This is a genomic window from Candidatus Clostridium radicumherbarum, from assembly GCF_045310525.1.
Lineage (GTDB): Bacteria > Bacillota > Clostridia > Clostridiales > Clostridiaceae > Clostridium_AT > Clostridium_AT radicumherbarum.
On record NZ_JBJHZY010000001.1, the window covers coordinates 1,851,917 to 1,868,317 of the forward strand.

The following is a 16,401-nucleotide window of genomic DNA, read 5'->3' on the forward strand; positions in this document are numbered from 1 at the left end:
TGTTTGTATAATTATATTTTAGCCCAGTATAAATTTATTACATTTATTATAAACTGTTTTTCATAGTGTAAGGAGATTAAATCATTTAAAAAAGATTATAAGAAAGGAAGTGAAATTTAGTGTTTGTGCCTAAACAGGGCATTATTTCACTAAAAATAATATATGGAAATTAAGCAGATAAAAGGAAGTACTTTTTGTATTGATACTGGTATGTCAACTTTACCTTTTTATAAAATAAACGATGAGGAAATAATTTTACTGGATACTGGCTGGGCAAAGGGAGAAAGAGAAGGAATAGAAGAACTCCTTAATAAAAATAACTTTAATGTAGCAGGTATATTAAACAGCCATGCTCATATAGATCATATTGGAAATAATGCATATTTTAAAAAGAAATATAACTCTATTATTGCAATGCCGGCTTATGAGGCACATGTTTGCAGTTCTGCGGTTAATTTGAAGGTTTATTATAGCAATCAGACTTTAACGGAAATAACAGAGCATTATGGCCATATGATTTGTGATACTGATATTAAAATTTTAGATGAGGAAAATAAGATTTATCTGTGTGGAATAAAATTTAAGATTCTCCATACACCAGGGCATAGTCCAGCACACATTTGTATTATTACACCTGATAATGTTGCATACTTAGGAGATGCCCTTATTAGCTATGAAGTAATGGAAGGAGCTAAAATGCCATATGCTTTTATACTTAATGAGGATTTAAAAAGTAAGGATAAGCTATATGACTTATGCTGCAGTAAATATGTTGTAGCCCATAAAGGTGTATTTGATAACATTACTAAACTTATTACAGATAACATTAATTTTTATAAAAATAGAGCACAAAGGGTCTTCAATGTAATTGAAGGTTCCATGACCATGGAAGATATTCTAAAAGCTGTAATTATTAGTTTTCATATTCATGTAAACAGCAAATACAAATATTCCCTAATTGAGAGAATGCTTAGATCCTACGTTGAATATTTAAATGAAACTGGAGCCATAAAATTAAAAATGGAAGATGGCTTTCTAAAGTATTCTAAAATAACTTTATAGGATTAATTAAAAAGTCACTAAAGGGATCTATTTTGGAATTTAAAAGACTATAAGCCTTTGTAGCCTGAATTTCTAAGTCAAGAACTTCATTATGGACTTTAGGAAGCTTAGTATATACTGGTATATTTGAGCTTTTCTTAAGGTCCTTAAGTATTTTAGTTCCTATTTCATTAAAACCTAATACTCGTACATAGGGACAAGATTCTTTTCTTAAAATTTCAGTATTATAGCTTTCAAAGCCTATGAAATATTGGCAAAGTATTCTGCTTATTCTTGTGTAAGTAAATCTTTTACTTTTTATATCTTGAATTAAGTCATCATAATCATTTATCCTATCCAAGCTTTTATATATTTTATTGTGAAGGCCTTCAGTGACATCCGGTAGTTTTTCTATTTTAGAGTCATCACAAAAATATTTATATTTAATATATTTAAGCATATTACTTCCACTGGCAAATTCATAATTACTGTTTTTAAGGTTTAAAAGCAAATTATAGCTAGATTTAGGCAAATGCTTATAAAGCTCAGATAGGTCTTCATTTTCTTTAACATATTTTCTAATTGCAGTTGCACTTGAAAACATATTATCCATAGCTTCACTATTATAAGAGGCACCTTCACGTCTAATTGTATATGGCTTAATATTGCTATTTAACTTTATTAAGCTTTTTAGATATTCAATACCTAAAATATTATTAGAAGTACTTAAGCTTTGTACGAGGTTTTCATCTATAATATTTTCATCTTTAATATACTCACTTAAAGCTAAGCTTCTTGCTTTTGCAAAGCCATATCCCAAATCTAAATATTTTTTTAGGTTTTTCTTAAATTCAAGTGGTTCCTTTAAAAGTATTTCAGATATGTTTTTAAGAAATTCTAGGTCTCCAACCTCACTTCCAAAACAAATACTATTTACTGCACCTAAACTGTTTAAGAGACTTACTGCACCAAAGGCAAAAAACTCAGCAGAAGATAAGCTATACAGAACTGGAAGTTCTAATACAAGGTCAGCACCACATTCTAAAGCTGTCTTTGCTCTATTCCACTTGTCTATCATAGCCGGCAGACCTCTTTGCACAAAATTGCCGCTCATAACACATATAATAGCATCAGCACCAGTAAGTTCCTTTGTTTTTTCCATATGATATAGATGCCCGTTATGTAAGGGATTATATTCCGAAATTATGGATGTTATATTCATTTTTTCACAACCTTTTACCTTAAATAAAATATTAATTATATTCATTATTTATACTAGTACTATACTTATTATGTACATTATAGCAAAATCTTAAGGTATATTTTAGACATTTTTGTTGAAAAGTATATTAATAATGAGTTATTATAATATATGGTGTATATGGATTGAAAAATACAGAAGGGAGATACGATTATGGATATAATGAAAGAATTTTGGAAGAAGGCAAAATCTGATGTAAAGAGGATAGTACTTCCAGAAGGTGAAGAAGAAAGAACCATAGTAGCTAGTGCTATGATTAAAAAAGAAGGTTTAGCAGAATTAGTTTTACTGGGTGATGCTGAAAAAATCAAAAGCAAGGCTAAAAGCTTAGGTGCTGATATAGAAGGAATAGAAATAGTAGACCCTAAAACTTCTCAAAAGACATCTGCTTACGCTGAAGGTTTTTATGAGCTTAGAAAATCAAAAGGTGTTACTTTGGAAAAGGCTCAAAGTACAGTACTAGATCCTATGTATTTTGGAACAATGATGGTTAAATTAGGCGATGCTGATGGTCTAGTATCAGGTGCTATACATACTACTGGAGATTTACTTAGACCAGGACTGCAAGTTATAAAAACTGCTCCTGGAATTTCAACAGTTTCAAGCTTTTTTATAATGCTTGTACCTAATAGCCCATATGGAGATAATGGAATGCTTTTATTTGCTGACTGTGCAGTAAATCCAAATCCAACTGCAGAACAGCTGGCTGCTATTGCAATTTCAACTGCTGAAACTGCTAAAAAATTATGCAATATGGAACCAAAGGTTGCTATGCTTTCTTTCTCAACTATGGGTAGTGCACAAAGTGAATTAGTTGATAAAGTTAGAGAAGCTACAAAAATAGCTAAAGAACTTAGACCTGACCTAGAAATAGATGGTGAATTACAATTAGATGCTGCTATAGTTAAAAAGGTTGCTGACCAAAAAGCACCTGGAAGCAAAGTTGCAGGTCAAGCTAATGTATTAGTTTTCCCTGATTTACAAGCAGGAAATATAGGCTACAAACTAGTTCAAAGATTTGCAAATGCAGAAGCTATAGGACCAGTTTGTCAAGGATTTGCAAAGCCAGTAAATGATTTATCAAGAGGTTGCAGTGCTGAGGACATAGTTAACGTTGTTGTTGTAACTTCAATTCAGGCTCAAAATAATTAATAATGCTTACCTAAGAATAGGTAATGAGGAGGAAATTTAATTGAAAATACTAGTTGTCAATTGCGGTAGTTCATCTTTAAAATATCAGTTAATTGATATGGTTAATGAAACTGCATTAGCAAAAGGTCTTGTTGAAAGAATAGGAATGGATGGTTCCATACTAACTCAAAAGGTAGAAGGTAAGGAAAAATATATTATAAAAGAAGCAATGCCTAGCCATAAGGATGCTATTAAATTAGTTTTAGAAGCACTTGTTGATAAGAATAATGGCGTAATTGCTGATATGTCTGAAATTTCAGCTGTTGGTCATAGGGTTGTTCACGGTGGAGAAAAATATTCAAATTCTGTACTTATTGATGAAGTAGTTATGAAAGCATTAGAGGATTGTGCAAAACTTGCACCACTACATAACCCTCCTAATATTACAGGTATTAATGCCTGCAGAGAGCTTATGCCAAATACTCCTATGATTGCAGTATTCGATACAGCTTTCCACCAGACAATACCAGAATATGCTTATATTTATCCGCTTCCATATGAACTTTATAAAGAGCAGGGAATAAGAAAATACGGCTTCCATGGAACATCCCATAGATACGTATCACAAGTTGCTGCAGAAATGATGGAAAAGGATATTAATGATTTAAAAATTATAACCTGCCATTTAGGAAATGGAGCTAGTATTGCTGCAATAGAAGGCGGGAAGTCTGTAGAAACAAGTATGGGCTTTACTCCTCTTGAAGGAATAGCTATGGGCACAAGATCCGGAAGCATAGACCCAGCTATAATAACTTTCTTAATGACAGAATTAAATTACAGCATTGATGAAGTTAATAATATTATAAATAAAAAATCAGGTGTATTAGGTATTTCCGGTGTAAGTAGCGACTTTAGAGATATTGAAGACGAAGCTTGGAAAAATAACAATAAGCAAGCACAATTAGCTTTGGATGTATTCTATTATAAAGTTAAAAAGTTTATTGGTTCCTACACTGCAGTTATGAATGGTGTTGACTGCCTAGTATTTACTGCAGGACTTGGAGAAAACTCACCTGAAACTAGAGAGGCTGTTTGTACTAACCTTGATTACTTAGGAATTAAGCTTGATCCTTCTAAAAATAAGGTTAGAGGAAAAGCTGTTGACTTAAGTGCAGAAGGCAGTAAAGTAAAGGTATTTGTAATTCCAACAAATGAAGAGCTTATGATAGCTAGAGACGTTAGGGAAATAGTAGAAAATAAATAATTTACAATAATTTACGTAAACGCTAAATACAGCTTGACTTTTATTTTAGTTGTTTATATAATAAATTGTGGCTAATGCATTGAGGTGACACTATGAAAATAGATGTTGTAGATTTAATTTCTAAAAAAGCATCTAAAAAAAAGGTGCATTTAGTTTCCAGTATAGAGAATTTTTATGATGATGGAGAATATATTCAATTTCTAAAGCCTGTAACATTAGATGGAGAAGTATCAATTTCTGAAAATGTTATTAGGTTAGAAGGTAAAGTTACAACTGAGTTAGGCTTATCTTGTTCTAGATGTTTAACAAGTTTTAATTATAATGTAGATATTCAAATTCATGAAAACTTTTCTAATAATCCAGATAATAAAGATGATGAAATCATTTTTATTGATAGTGATATAATTGATATCACAGAAAATATCAAAAACAATATAATTTTATCTTTACCTATTAAAAAGTTGTGTAAAGATGACTGTAAAGGCTTATGTCAAGTTTGCGGTATAAACTTAAATGTATCATCCTGCAATTGCACAAGAGATTTAGTTGATCCAAGACTTGCAAAGCTTAAAGATTTGTTTTCTGCAAATTAAGGAGGTGTTACAATGGGAAATCCTGCGAGAAGATTTTCTAAAGCTAGAAGAGACTCTAGAAGAGCACAAACATTTAAATTAAGCCTACCAGGTATAGTTGAATGTCCTCAGTGCCATGAGATGAAACTTGCTCATAGAGTATGCAAAAACTGTGGATATTATAAGAGTAAGGAAGTTGTAGCTACTGAAAAATAATTATAAGAGAAAGTCATTTGACTTTCTCTTGTTTTTTTATTTTAGGTATAATATACTTTTTTTAGGAATAATGTTTTTATTGTTAAGCAGAAAGGAAGTGAATTCCTGGTATTCCAGGTAATCTTATGATAATTGCAGTAGACGGGATGGGTGGAGATAATGCTCCTGAAGCAGTAGTTGAAGGCTGCGTTGAAGCTGTAAAGGAATTAGGGGTAAAAATCATACTTACAGGTCCAGAAGAACTTATAAAAAAGACTTTATCAAAATATACCTTCCCTAGTGAAAGTATAGCAGTAGTTAATTCCACAGAAGTAATTAGCCCAAATGAAGAGCCTGTTAAGGCTTTAAAACAGAAGAAGGATTCTAGTTTAGTGAAGGCATTAAACCTTGTTAAAAATGGTGAAGCAGATGCTGTACTTTCTGCTGGAAGCACAGGGGCTCTAATGGCTGGAGCTACCCTTATTATAGGTAGAATAAAAGGAATTAAAAGAGTTGCACTAGCTCCAATAATGCCGGGAAAGACTAATCCCTTCATGGTAACTGACGCTGGTGCAAATGTGGACTGTAAGCCTATTTATCTTCTTCAATTTGCCTTAATGGGAAAAATATACTTTGAAAATATTTTAAAGGTTAAAAATCCAACCATAGGACTTATTAATATAGGTTCAGAAGAAGAAAAGGGTAATGAGCTTACCAAAGAAACCCATAAGCTTTTAAAATCTTCTAATTTAAATTTTGTGGGGAACATTGAACCAAGAGATGTGCCATCTGGTGAAACTAATGTTTTAGTTTGTGATGGTTTTGTGGGAAATACATTTTTAAAAACCTACGAAGGTGTTGCAGGCAGCATATTCTCATTACTTAAAACTGAAATAATGTCCTCCTTGAAAACTAAGCTAGGCGGATTATTATTAAAATCAGTATTTGATAATTTTAAGAGAAAGTTTGACTATACCGAATATGGCGGCTCAGCTTTTTTAGGAGCTAAGGGAATAGTAATTAAAGCACATGGTAGCTCAAATAGTAAAGCCTTTAAAAATGCTATTAAGCAGGCTAAAGATACATATGAGCAGAATATTGTTGGAAGAATTACTGAGGAACTTGAAAAGCTAGATGCAGGCAGTATAAATGATACTGAAGATTAAATTTTAATATTGACGTCATAAGAGGAATGTAATATTATCTTTATATAACTATAGAGTTGGAGGTGAAATTATGATATTTGAAAAGGTTAAAGATATAATTGCCGATCAATTAGGAATAGATGCTGATGAAATATCTATGGAATCATCATTTATGGATGACCTAGGTGCTGATTCACTTGATATAGTTGAGTTAATAATGGCATTAGAGAGCGAGTTTGACTTAGAAATCCCTGATGAAGACGCTGAAAAAATTAGTACTGTTGCAAATGTAGTAGACTACATAAAAGCTCATACTGAAGAGTAATTTTTAAGTCCCGCCGTCAGCGGGACTTTAAATTTTAAAAAAACTAGTTTATTCTTGAGCTTGTATAAATATCAGCAGGTTGAAGAATAAACTATTGTAAGGAGAATTGCTTTTATGAGAACGAATAAAAAAAACTTAATTGAACTTGAAAAGCTTTTGAATGTAAATTTTGCTAATATTCTTTTGTTAAATGAAGCTTTAACACACAGTTCCTATATAAATGAGGATAAAAATTCAATACATTATGAAAGATTGGAATTTTTAGGTGATTCAGTTCTTCAGCTTACAATATCAGAATACTTGTATAAAAACTTTAATGAAAAGTCAGAAGGAGAACTTACAAAAACACGTTCCTTAATTGTATGTGAAAATTCACTTCATCAAATAGCAAAAACTTTAAATTTAGGAAAATATCTTAATATGAGTAAGGGTGAAGAGCTGACTGGCGGAAGGGAAAGAGTTTCTATCCTTGCTGACTGTGTTGAAGCAATTATTGCAGCTATATATTTAGATAAGGGCTTTGATAGTGCCAAGGAATTTATATTAGATAAATTTGAAGGAATTATCAAAAAGGCTTTAGCTAATGAAATAATCTTAGATTATAAAACAAAATTGCAAGAAATACTTCAAAAGGATGGGGAAGTATCTATTGTTTATAACTTAATAAAATATGAAGGACCACCTCATCACAGAAAATTTTTCACTCAAGTCGTTATAAACAATAAACCTATTTCAAGCGGTTCAGGATACTCTAAGAAAGAATCTGAACAAGCTGCAGCAAAAGAAGTACTTATAACTTTGGAGGATATAAATGAATAAGGCTAGGTATATTATACCTATATTTGTTCCACATGAAGGCTGTCCTCATGATTGTGTATTTTGCAATCAGAACAGTATTACAGGAACTACCACAAAGGTAACTGCGGAATTTGTTAAAGCAACAGTTGAAGAGTATTTGAAAACGCTTCCTGAGGAAAACCGCATACTTGAAATTTCGTTTTTTGGTGGTACCTTTACGGCAATAAATATAGAAAAGCAAAAGGAACTTTTAGCAGTTGCAAAATTTTATAAAGATAGAGGAGTTATTGACTATATTAGGCTCTCCACTAGACCAGATTATATAGATTCACATATTCTTACTAATTTAAAGGAATATTCTGTTGATATAATAGAGCTTGGTGTACAATCAATGGATAAAGAAGTTCTTATTAAATCAGCAAGAGGCCACAGCAGAGAAGATGTAATAAAGGCTTCTCTTTTAATTAAAACTTATGGTTTTACCTTAGGGCATCAAATAATGCTTGGGCTTCCAGGTGATGGCTTTAAAAAAGATATAGAGACTACAGCTGAAATTATTAAACTGTCACCTGATTTATGCAGAATTTACCCAGCTCTTGTAATTAAAGATACCCCCATGGAGAAGATGTATTATTCTAATGTTTATAAACCATATTCATTAGAGGAAGCCATAAAAATATCAAAGGTTATATATGGAATGTTGGTTTCCAATAATATAAATGTAATAAGAATAGGGCTGCAGCCTACAGAAGAAATAAATGTAGGTAAAGATATTATAGCAGGACCATTTCATCCTTCCTTTAGAGAACTAGTTGAAGGAAGTATATTTAATGACTTAATTTTAGAAGCAGCTCCGAAAAATTATACAGGTGACTATGAAATAACTGTTAACGACAAGGATATTTCTAAACTATTTTGCAATAAAAAAACTTTTTTTAATGACACTAAAGAACAATTAAAGACATTAAATATTAAATTAACGCAGAGCAAGAATATTAACCGCGGCGAATTAGAACTTGCTTACTTTAATCACTGTCACAAAGTGTCGATTAGTGAGTATTTAACTAATAAATATAAAGAAGGATATTTAAACCTTTTATAGAATATTATCTCTGTAAAGTTTGTAACATGAATTTTGTAGGGAGGAATTTATAATGGAAGTATTAAAGGTCTCAGCTCAATCACAGCCAAAATCAGTTGCAGGTGCCCTAGCAGCAGTTTTAAGAGAAAATCACGGTGCTGAAGTACAGGCCGTGGGAGCAGGTGCTGTTAATCAGGCTGTTAAAGCAATAGCTATTACAAGAGGTTTCGTTGCACCAAATGGAATAGACTTAGTGGTAGTCCCTGCCTTTTCTGAAATCATAATTGAAGGTGAAGAAAGGACTGCAATAAAGTTTATTGTTGAACCAAGATAAACTTATTTGTGCTTTAAGTTATAAAGTGCCACCTTAGTAATGAACGATATGTGTTTTTCACAAGTGTTTATTACTAAGGTGGCACTTTTATACTTGTCACCTTTATAGCACTTTGGTATAATATTTACTTATGTAGTGTTATAATAGAAGTAAGAGGTGTTAATTAATGAATAAGAAACAAAGAGAAAAATACACTAAATTGTTAGCATATTTTATTATTATAATTTTTATTTTAACTTTACTTCCTTCACTGTTTAGATAATAAGGGGTGCACATATGTTTCTAAAATCTATTGAAATTAGAGGTTTTAAATCCTTCGCTGAAAAGACGAATTTATCCTTTAAAAAAGGTGTTACTTCTGTTGTCGGCCCTAATGGCAGTGGGAAAAGTAATATATCAGATGCAGTTCGTTGGGTTTTAGGTGAACAGAGCGTTAAAAGTCTTCGTGGCGGCAAAATGGAAGATGTTATTTTTGCGGGAACTCAATATAGAAAACCTGTAGGCCTGGCACAAGTTTCACTTGCCTTAGATAATTCTGATGAAAAATTACCTATAGATTATTCAGATGTAATAATATCAAGAAGACTTTATCGTTCTGGTGAAAGTGAGTATTATATTAATAATACTCAATGCAGGTTAAAGGATATTCAAGAATTATTCATGGATACTGGAATAGGTAAAGAAGGTTACTCAATAATAGGACAAGGTAAAATTGATGCCATACTAAGTGGAAAGCCTGAGGAAAGACGAAGCTTACTTGAAGAAGCTGCTGGAATTGTAAAGTACAAAAGCCGTAAAGAAGATGCTGAAAAAAAGCTTCAAAATACAGAACAAAATTTAATAAGAATTATTGATATTATTAATACTTTTGAAGAAAGACTTGAACCTTTAAGGATACAATCAGAAAAAGCAAAGGACTTTTTAAAGCTTTCATCTAACCTTACTGAAAAAGAAGCAAATTTAATAATTCATTCTATTGATATTTCCCAAAATAAAATTAACTCAGTTACTGAAAAAATTAATGATTTAAAAGAAAAAATATCTAGTATTTTAATTAGCAAGGAAAATTCCTCTAAAAAACTTGAAGAGTTAAATCATGAATTTGAAGAGCATAATGCAAAGCTTCAAGATGATCAAAAAGAGTATTATAATGCTAAGTCTCTTTATCAAACTTTTACCTCCGAGAATACCTTACTTGAGGAGAGAGTGAAGAATCTTAAAGAGCTAATAGATAAAAATATTATAGAGATAAATAAAATTAAGGAAAAACTTCAGAGTTTAGTTAATGTTAAAGAGGAGCAGGAAAATAGTCTGCTTTCCATGCAAAATGAAATGAAACAATTAGATGAAACAATTATTAGGTGTGAAGAAGAAATTTTAAAGCTAAATGATGGGCTAAGAAATGATGAAGTTTATGTTTCAGAGCTAAAAAATAATGATACCGAAGTAATTAATAGCATTTCAACTACAAAAAATTCTATATTATTAATGGAAAAAGAAAGGCAAGGAATTGAAAATAAAATCAAGGATTTGCGGTTTTCTACAGAAAATTTCATTAATTCAATTAAAATAAATTCAAGTACCGTTATTATGATTAATGAAAGTATAAATAATATTAAGGCTAAATCCTTAAGTTCTGAAAATGACATTAAGAAAAACAAACTTGAAATATCCAAATTGAATACCCAGTTAACAAAGGATGAGAGACTTCAAAAGGAGCTAAATGTCATTTTAAATAAAACAGAAGCAAATTATCATATGCTTTCAAGTTTAGAGAAGCAATATGAAGGTTATAATAAAGCTGTAAAATCCTTGATGCAGGAAATTACTGCAGGTAAAATACCCAAGGCAGAAAATAGGTGCTTTATTTTAGGAGAAATAATCAAAGTAGGCAAACAGTATGAGGTTTCTATGGAAATCGCCTTAGGAGGAGCTATTTCGGATATTATAACCGAGGATGAAAATATAGCTACTTATCTAATTAATTATTTAAAAACTAATAATCTTGGCAGGGCTACATTTTTGCCCTTAAATATTGTTAAAGGCAAGAAAATTCAAAACATTGAAAGCTGCAGCAAGCTTGAAGGTTATCTTGGAATTGCCAGTGAATTAATTAAATATGATGCCAAATTCACTAATGCAATTGAGTTTATATTAGGAAGAACCATCATTGCTAAGGATATGACATATGCCTTAAAAATAGCAAAAGCTACAGGCTACAGCTATAAAATCGTAACACTGTCTGGAGAGGTTATAAATTCTGGTGGTTCCTTAACTGGCGGAAGTACATATCATAAATCTACAAACGTTATTAGCAGAAAAAGAGAAATACAGGAACTTCAAGATAAGCTTAAAAATATTAATTTAAGTTTAGGAGAAGTCATTAAAAAGGTAGAAGAGCTTAGGGCATTAATTAAGAAATTAGATGAGACAAATTTAAATTTAAGAGACGAAATTTATAAAGATAACATTGAAACTACAAGATTACAAGGTGAAATTTCTTCAATTACAAATGAAAATAATAAGTTAAATGAAAGCTTGGAAAGGTCTAAAAAAGAAATTGAAGCTTTAGAAAATGAAGTAAACAATTTCGATGTAACTTTATCTGAGAAAGAAGCCTCCTTAAAAAAATTAATAGATGAAGAAGCTTTAATGTCAATTAAAATAAATGAGCTTACTGATTTATTAAAAAATAAAAATGTTGATATTATCGAAGCTAAAGAAAAGAATACCAGCTTAAAAATAAAAAAGGCTCAAAAGGAAGAAATTATAAACAATAAAATCAGAGAGCTTACTAGACTTGCAAATGATACAGATGAGACCTTAATTAAGAATAAGCATTTACAAGAAGAAAATGAGCTTTCTCAGAACTCATTAAACACTTGCATGATTTCAATAGAGGAAAACATTAACAAATCAAAATCAATCGAGCAGGATATTTTAAGCTATGAGGAGTATTTTAAAGCTAGTGAAGCAGCAAAGATTGCCATTAAGGATAAGATAAGCACCGCTTCAAATGAACTTGATAATATTGTTATGGCCTTAAATAAAAATGAAGATGAGTATCACAAACAAGAGCTATCAATTACAAAACTTCAAGCTGAGCTAGATGGACTTTATGGAAAACTAAATGATGAGATGTCATTAACCTATGCAGAAGCTATTAAATATAGATCTAATATTGAAAATATAGAAGAATATAAAAAAGCTATATTAAAAACTAAAGCTGACATAGCTTCACTTGGACTTGTAAATGTAGGAGCAATAGAGGAATATAAAGAAGTTCAAGAGAAATACCTATTTATGTCTTCTCAAAGGGAAGATTTAATAGCAGCTAAAACTGAGCTTGTTTCTATGATTCATGAAATGACTGAAAAAATGAAAAGTGTTTTCAGTGATAACCTAAACATTTTAAGAGGTTTATTTAATGAAACCTTTAGGGAATTATTTAAAGGTGGCAGTGCAGACTTAATTATAGCAAACGGGGATGAATTAACTTCAAATATCGAAATAAACGTTGAGCCTCCTGGAAAAAAACTTCAAAATATTAATTTAATGTCCGGTGGAGAGAAGGTACTATCAGCTATAGCTCTTTTATTTGCTATTTTAAAGATGAAACCTACCCCATTTTGTATATTAGATGAAATTGAAGCTGCCTTAGATGATGCTAATGTATTAAGATACGCTGAATTCTTAAAGAAGTTTTCAGATAATATTCAATTTATCGTTATCACCCACAGAAAAGGAACTATGGAAGTAAGCGATATTCTTTATGGAGTTACTATGGAGGAAAAGGGCGTTTCTAAAGTTGTATCAGTTGATTTAAATAAACATCCTAATTAGTAATTATTATGGCATTAAAAATAATTAACTTACTGAAATATAATTTTAACCGGAGGAATAGCATATGTTTGGTGGATTTTTTGAAAAGCTTAAAAGCGGTCTCTCTAAAACAAAGGATGGATTTACAGATAGAATAAGCGATATGCTTAATTTATATGTTAATATTGATGAAGAATTATATGAAGAGTTAGAAGAGATTTTAATAACAAGTGATATTGGTGTTGAAACAACCTTAGATATTATTGATAGGTTAAGGAAAAAAGTTAAGGATGACAAAATTAAAGATCCTAAATTAGTTAAACCCTGCTTAAAGCAAGTACTGTCGGAAATCCTTGGGGCTAACGAGGAGTCTAGTCTTATTAAAGAGGTACCTGCAATTTTATTAATAGTAGGTGTAAATGGGGTGGGTAAAACTACTTCCATAGGTAAGATTTCAGCTAAATTAAAGGCTTCTGGCCATAAGGTAATATTAGCAGCCGCTGATACCTTCCGTGCTGCAGCCATTGATCAATTAGAAGTTTGGAGTAAGAGGGCTAATGTTGAACTTGTCAGGCACCAAGAGGGATCTGATCCAGCTGCTGTAGTTTTTGATTCTATTAAGGCTTCTAAAGCAAGAAAAGCTGATGTTCTCATATGTGATACTGCTGGCAGATTACATAACAAGAAAAATCTAATGGATGAATTGGCTAAAATTAATAAAGTTATAGATAGAGAATACCCAGAAGCTTATAAACAAACTTTACTAGTATTGGATGCTACAACTGGTCAAAATGCTGTTATACAGGCAAAGCAATTTTCTGAAGTTTGTCCTCTTGATGGCATAATCCTTACAAAACTTGATGGAACTGCAAAAGGTGGAATTGTTATATCCATAAAAAGCCAATTAAATATTCCTGTAAAATTAATAGGTGTTGGTGAAGGAATAGATGACCTTCAAGAATTTAATGCCAATGATTTTGTTGAAGCATTGTTTTAATTGGTTAATATCCATAAATTTTTTATAAAAATAAGTTATTTATTAAAATTATTAGACTTATTACAGGCTGTTAAGTAAAAATACTTGACAGCCTATTTTAAATCTGATATTATCTACTTTGTAAGTAAGGTGATTGCATGGAAGAAAGAGTTTTGATATCCTTTTTGCTGGATTATTATTCAGTACTCCTAACTGATAAACAGCAGGAAATAATGAAAATGTATTATAATGAGGATTTTTCTCTAGGAGAAATTGCTGAACTTAGTAATACCAGCAGGCAAGCAATACACGATGTTATTAAAAGATGTCATAAGTTATTACTGGAATACGAAGATAAGCTAAAGCTTAAATATAAAGATGATCTTTTAAATGAAAATAAAAATAAAGTTATAAGCAAACTTGAAATTTTAAAAGGTTATATTTCAGATACAGAAATAACAACTAAAATCGAGGAAGTTAAAAAAGATATAATACAAAGTCTTTAGGAGGATTATCATGGCCTTTGAAGGATTAGCTTCAAAACTACAAGATACTATTAAAAAACTTAAAGGCAAGGGGAAGCTTAACGAGAAAGATATAAAAGATGCCATGAGAGAAGTAAAGCTTGCCTTACTTGAAGCCGATGTTAATTACAAGGTTGTTAAAAATTTTGTAAACAGCATTAGTGAAAAATGTTTGGGAAATGAAGTAATGGAGAGCTTAACTCCTGGTCAGCAGGTTATAAAAATTGTTAATGAAGAACTAACAAATTTAATGGGAAGCACAGAAAGTACTATTAAATATATAAATAACGATATTACAGTTATTATGTTAGTTGGACTTCAGGGTGCTGGTAAAACTACCATGGCAGGTAAATTATCGCTTCAAATGCGAAAGTCTAATAAAAGGCCCTTGCTTGTAGCTTGTGACATATATAGACCAGCGGCAATTAAACAGCTTCAGGTAGTCGGAAAGCAAATTGATGTTCCAGTTTTTACCATGGGGGACAATGTTAGTGCAGTAAATATCGCAAAAGCCTCCATAGAATATGCTAAAAGTAACAATAACAACGTAGTTATTATAGATACAGCCGGCAGACTTCACATAGATGAAGAGCTTATGATGGAGCTGAAAGATGTTAAGGCTTCAGTTAATCCAAGCGAAATTCTGCTTGTAGTTGATTCAATGACAGGTCAGGACGCCGTTAATGTTGCTCAAAGTTTTAATGAGCAGCTTGACATTACAGGTGTTATTCTTACAAAACTAGATGGTGATACAAGGGGCGGTGCTGCACTTTCTATTAAAGCTATGAGTGGTAAGCCAATTAAATTTGTAGGACTTGGAGAAAAGATGAATGATTTAGAAGTCTTTTATCCAGACAGAATGGCATCTAGAATTCTTGGAATGGGCGATGTGCTTTCACTGATAGAAAAAGCTCAAGCAGCTATTGATGAAAAGTCAGCTAAAGAACTTAGTTCAAAAATGTTCAGCCAGGAATTTAATCTTGAGGACTATTTAGGATTAATGAGTCAGATGAAAAAGCTTGGTCCTATAAATAAATTAGTTGAAATGATTCCAGGTTTTAATTCTAAAGAACTTCAAGGTGTTGACTTAAGCCAAAGCGAGAAAGAGCTTAAACGAAAAGAAGCAATTATACAATCTATGACCATTAAAGAAAGAAAAAATCCTAGCTTAGTCAGCGGTTCTCCTTCTAGAAAAAAGAGAATTGCCCTAGGTTCAGGTACAAATATACAAGAAATTAATAAATTTCTTAAAGAATTTGACATGATGAAAAAACTTATGAAACAAACAAAGAATATGCAAAAGGGCTATAAAAAGGGTATGTTTGGAAAGTTACCTTTTATGAAATAAGCTAAGGCATATCCTTTAAAGGAGGTGAAATAAATGGCAGTAAAGATAAGACTAAAAAGAATGGGTGCTAAAAAAGCTCCTTTTTATAGAGTTGTTGTTGCTGATTCAAGATCTCCAAGAGATGGAAGATTCATTGAAGAAATAGGTTACTATAACCCAACTACAGAACCAACTACTATAAAAATCGATGAAGAAAAGGCTATACAATGGGTTAAGAATGGTGCTCAACCATCAGAAATAGTAAAGAGACTATTCACTAAAACTGGAATTAACGAAAAACTTTCCAAGTAATCACTGGGGGTGTGTTCTATGAAAGAACTAGTTGAAATAATAGCTAAATCTTTAGTTGATAACCCAGAAGCAGTTCAAGTAAATGAAGTGACTGGAGAACAATGCACTATACTTGAGTTAAAAGTTGCACCAGATGATATGGGCAAGGTAATTGGCAAGCAGGGTAGAATAGCTAAAGCTATCCGTACTGTTGTCAAAGCAGCAGCTATTAAAGATAATAAAAGAGTTGTTGTAGAAATAATATAGGGGGTTAGGTTAAACCTAATCCCTTGTTTTATAGGTAAAGCTATATT

The 16,401-nt window shown here is 31.4% G+C and carries 17 protein-coding genes; 16 read left to right on the forward strand and 1 reads right to left on the reverse strand.

The window, feature by feature from the left end:
- Positions 1-162: 162 nt before the first annotated feature.
- Complete coding sequence (locus ACJDUH_RS08970; protein WP_406764813.1) at positions 163-1,062, forward strand: MBL fold metallo-hydrolase; 900 nt, start codon at positions 163-165, stop codon at positions 1,060-1,062.
- On the opposite strand, the gene ACJDUH_RS08975 is transcribed toward ACJDUH_RS08970, so the two are convergent.
- Complete coding sequence (locus ACJDUH_RS08975) at positions 1,046-2,263, reverse strand: nucleotidyltransferase (protein ID WP_406764814.1); 1,218 nt, start codon at positions 2,261-2,263, stop codon at positions 1,046-1,048. The genes ACJDUH_RS08970 and ACJDUH_RS08975 overlap by 17 nt on opposite strands.
- A 192-nt stretch (positions 2,264-2,455) precedes the next feature.
- Between ACJDUH_RS08975 and pta the strand changes: the two genes are divergently transcribed.
- The 15 genes from pta (at position 2,456) to ACJDUH_RS09050 (ending at position 16,354) form a co-directional block, all read left to right on the forward strand.
- Complete coding sequence (gene pta, locus ACJDUH_RS08980; protein WP_406764815.1) at positions 2,456-3,454, forward strand: phosphate acetyltransferase; 999 nt, start codon at positions 2,456-2,458, stop codon at positions 3,452-3,454.
- A 40-nt stretch (positions 3,455-3,494) separates the two neighbouring features.
- On the forward strand, positions 3,495-4,697 hold the full coding sequence (locus ACJDUH_RS08985) for an acetate/propionate family kinase (RefSeq protein WP_406764816.1): 1,203 nt from the start codon (positions 3,495-3,497) through the stop codon (positions 4,695-4,697).
- Between the two features lie 92 nt (positions 4,698-4,789).
- The gene (locus tag ACJDUH_RS08990) at positions 4,790-5,290 is read left to right on the forward strand and encodes a YceD family protein (RefSeq protein ID WP_406764817.1); all 501 of its coding nucleotides are present in this window, start codon (positions 4,790-4,792) and stop codon (positions 5,288-5,290) included.
- Positions 5,291-5,302: 12 nt separating this feature from the next.
- Positions 5,303-5,485: a 50S ribosomal protein L32 gene (rpmF, locus tag ACJDUH_RS08995; RefSeq protein ID WP_406764818.1), complete on the forward strand. Its 183-nt coding sequence runs from the start codon at positions 5,303-5,305 to the stop codon at positions 5,483-5,485.
- A 125-nt stretch (positions 5,486-5,610) separates the two neighbouring features.
- On the forward strand, positions 5,611-6,630 hold the full coding sequence (gene plsX / locus ACJDUH_RS09000; RefSeq protein ID WP_406764819.1) for a phosphate acyltransferase PlsX: 1,020 nt from the start codon (positions 5,611-5,613) through the stop codon (positions 6,628-6,630).
- A gap of 70 nt (positions 6,631-6,700) precedes the next feature.
- Positions 6,701-6,934 (forward strand): acyl carrier protein, encoded by a 234-nt coding sequence (gene acpP / locus ACJDUH_RS09005; protein WP_406764820.1) that lies wholly within the window; start codon positions 6,701-6,703, stop codon positions 6,932-6,934.
- A 114-nt stretch (positions 6,935-7,048) separates the two neighbouring features.
- Entirely contained in the window at positions 7,049-7,753 is a 705-nt protein-coding gene (gene rnc, locus ACJDUH_RS09010; protein ID WP_406764821.1) for a ribonuclease III, read from the forward strand.
- A complete protein-coding gene (locus tag ACJDUH_RS09015; protein ID WP_406764822.1) occupies positions 7,746-8,834 on the forward strand; it encodes an elongator complex protein 3 in 1,089 nt (362 codons plus the stop codon). Before rnc ends, ACJDUH_RS09015 begins: the two co-directional genes overlap by 8 nt.
- A 52-nt stretch (positions 8,835-8,886) precedes the next feature.
- Entirely contained in the window at positions 8,887-9,147 is a 261-nt protein-coding gene (locus ACJDUH_RS09020; protein ID WP_406764823.1) for a stage V sporulation protein S, read from the forward strand.
- 276 nt (positions 9,148-9,423) lie between these two features.
- On the forward strand, positions 9,424-12,990 hold the full coding sequence (smc, locus tag ACJDUH_RS09025; protein ID WP_406764824.1) for a chromosome segregation protein SMC: 3,567 nt from the start codon (positions 9,424-9,426) through the stop codon (positions 12,988-12,990).
- Positions 12,991-13,054: 64 nt separating this feature from the next.
- Positions 13,055-13,966 carry a signal recognition particle-docking protein FtsY gene (gene ftsY, locus ACJDUH_RS09030; RefSeq protein WP_406764825.1) on the forward strand — a complete coding sequence of 304 codons (912 nt, stop codon included), beginning with the start codon at positions 13,055-13,057 and terminating at the stop codon, positions 13,964-13,966.
- Positions 13,967-14,103: 137 nt separating this feature from the next.
- Complete coding sequence (locus ACJDUH_RS09035; RefSeq protein ID WP_406764826.1) at positions 14,104-14,451, forward strand: putative DNA-binding protein; 348 nt, start codon at positions 14,104-14,106, stop codon at positions 14,449-14,451.
- Between the two features lie 10 nt (positions 14,452-14,461).
- A complete protein-coding gene (gene ffh, locus ACJDUH_RS09040; protein WP_406764827.1) occupies positions 14,462-15,817 on the forward strand; it encodes a signal recognition particle protein in 1,356 nt (451 codons plus the stop codon).
- Between the two features lie 33 nt (positions 15,818-15,850).
- Positions 15,851-16,108, forward strand: coding sequence for a 30S ribosomal protein S16 (rpsP, locus tag ACJDUH_RS09045; protein WP_406764828.1), 258 nt, complete (start codon positions 15,851-15,853; stop codon positions 16,106-16,108).
- A gap of 18 nt (positions 16,109-16,126) precedes the next feature.
- Positions 16,127-16,354 (forward strand): KH domain-containing protein, encoded by a 228-nt coding sequence (locus ACJDUH_RS09050; protein ID WP_406764829.1) that lies wholly within the window; start codon positions 16,127-16,129, stop codon positions 16,352-16,354.
- Positions 16,355-16,401 lie beyond the last annotated feature (47 nt).

Excerpts from the sequence above, each read along its gene's own strand:
- plsX (WP_406764819.1), top strand. The coding sequence starts at position 5,611 with ATGATAATTGCAGTAGACGGGATGGGTGGAGATAATGCTCCTGAAGCA.
- ACJDUH_RS09050 (WP_406764829.1), top strand. The coding sequence starts at position 16,127 with ATGAAAGAACTAGTTGAAATAATAGCTAAATCTTTAGTTGATAACCCA.
- ffh (WP_406764827.1), top strand. The coding sequence starts at position 14,462 with ATGGCCTTTGAAGGATTAGCTTCAAAACTACAAGATACTATTAAAAAA.
- acpP (WP_406764820.1), top strand. The coding sequence starts at position 6,701 with ATGATATTTGAAAAGGTTAAAGATATAATTGCCGATCAATTAGGAATA.
- ACJDUH_RS09020 (WP_406764823.1), top strand. The coding sequence starts at position 8,887 with ATGGAAGTATTAAAGGTCTCAGCTCAATCACAGCCAAAATCAGTTGCA.
- ACJDUH_RS09035 (WP_406764826.1), top strand. The coding sequence starts at position 14,104 with ATGGAAGAAAGAGTTTTGATATCCTTTTTGCTGGATTATTATTCAGTA.
- rpmF (WP_406764818.1), top strand. The coding sequence starts at position 5,303 with ATGGGAAATCCTGCGAGAAGATTTTCTAAAGCTAGAAGAGACTCTAGA.
- ACJDUH_RS09015 (WP_406764822.1), top strand. The coding sequence starts at position 7,746 with ATGAATAAGGCTAGGTATATTATACCTATATTTGTTCCACATGAAGGC.
- rpsP (WP_406764828.1), top strand. The coding sequence starts at position 15,851 with ATGGCAGTAAAGATAAGACTAAAAAGAATGGGTGCTAAAAAAGCTCCT.
- rnc (WP_406764821.1), top strand. The coding sequence starts at position 7,049 with ATGAGAACGAATAAAAAAAACTTAATTGAACTTGAAAAGCTTTTGAAT.
- ACJDUH_RS08975 (WP_406764814.1), bottom strand. The coding sequence starts at position 2,263 with ATGAATATAACATCCATAATTTCGGAATATAATCCCTTACATAACGGG.
- smc (WP_406764824.1), top strand. The coding sequence starts at position 9,424 with ATGTTTCTAAAATCTATTGAAATTAGAGGTTTTAAATCCTTCGCTGAA.
- ftsY (WP_406764825.1), top strand. The coding sequence starts at position 13,055 with ATGTTTGGTGGATTTTTTGAAAAGCTTAAAAGCGGTCTCTCTAAAACA.
- ACJDUH_RS08990 (WP_406764817.1), top strand. The coding sequence starts at position 4,790 with ATGAAAATAGATGTTGTAGATTTAATTTCTAAAAAAGCATCTAAAAAA.
- pta (WP_406764815.1), top strand. The coding sequence starts at position 2,456 with ATGGATATAATGAAAGAATTTTGGAAGAAGGCAAAATCTGATGTAAAG.
- ACJDUH_RS08970 (WP_406764813.1), top strand. The coding sequence starts at position 163 with ATGGAAATTAAGCAGATAAAAGGAAGTACTTTTTGTATTGATACTGGT.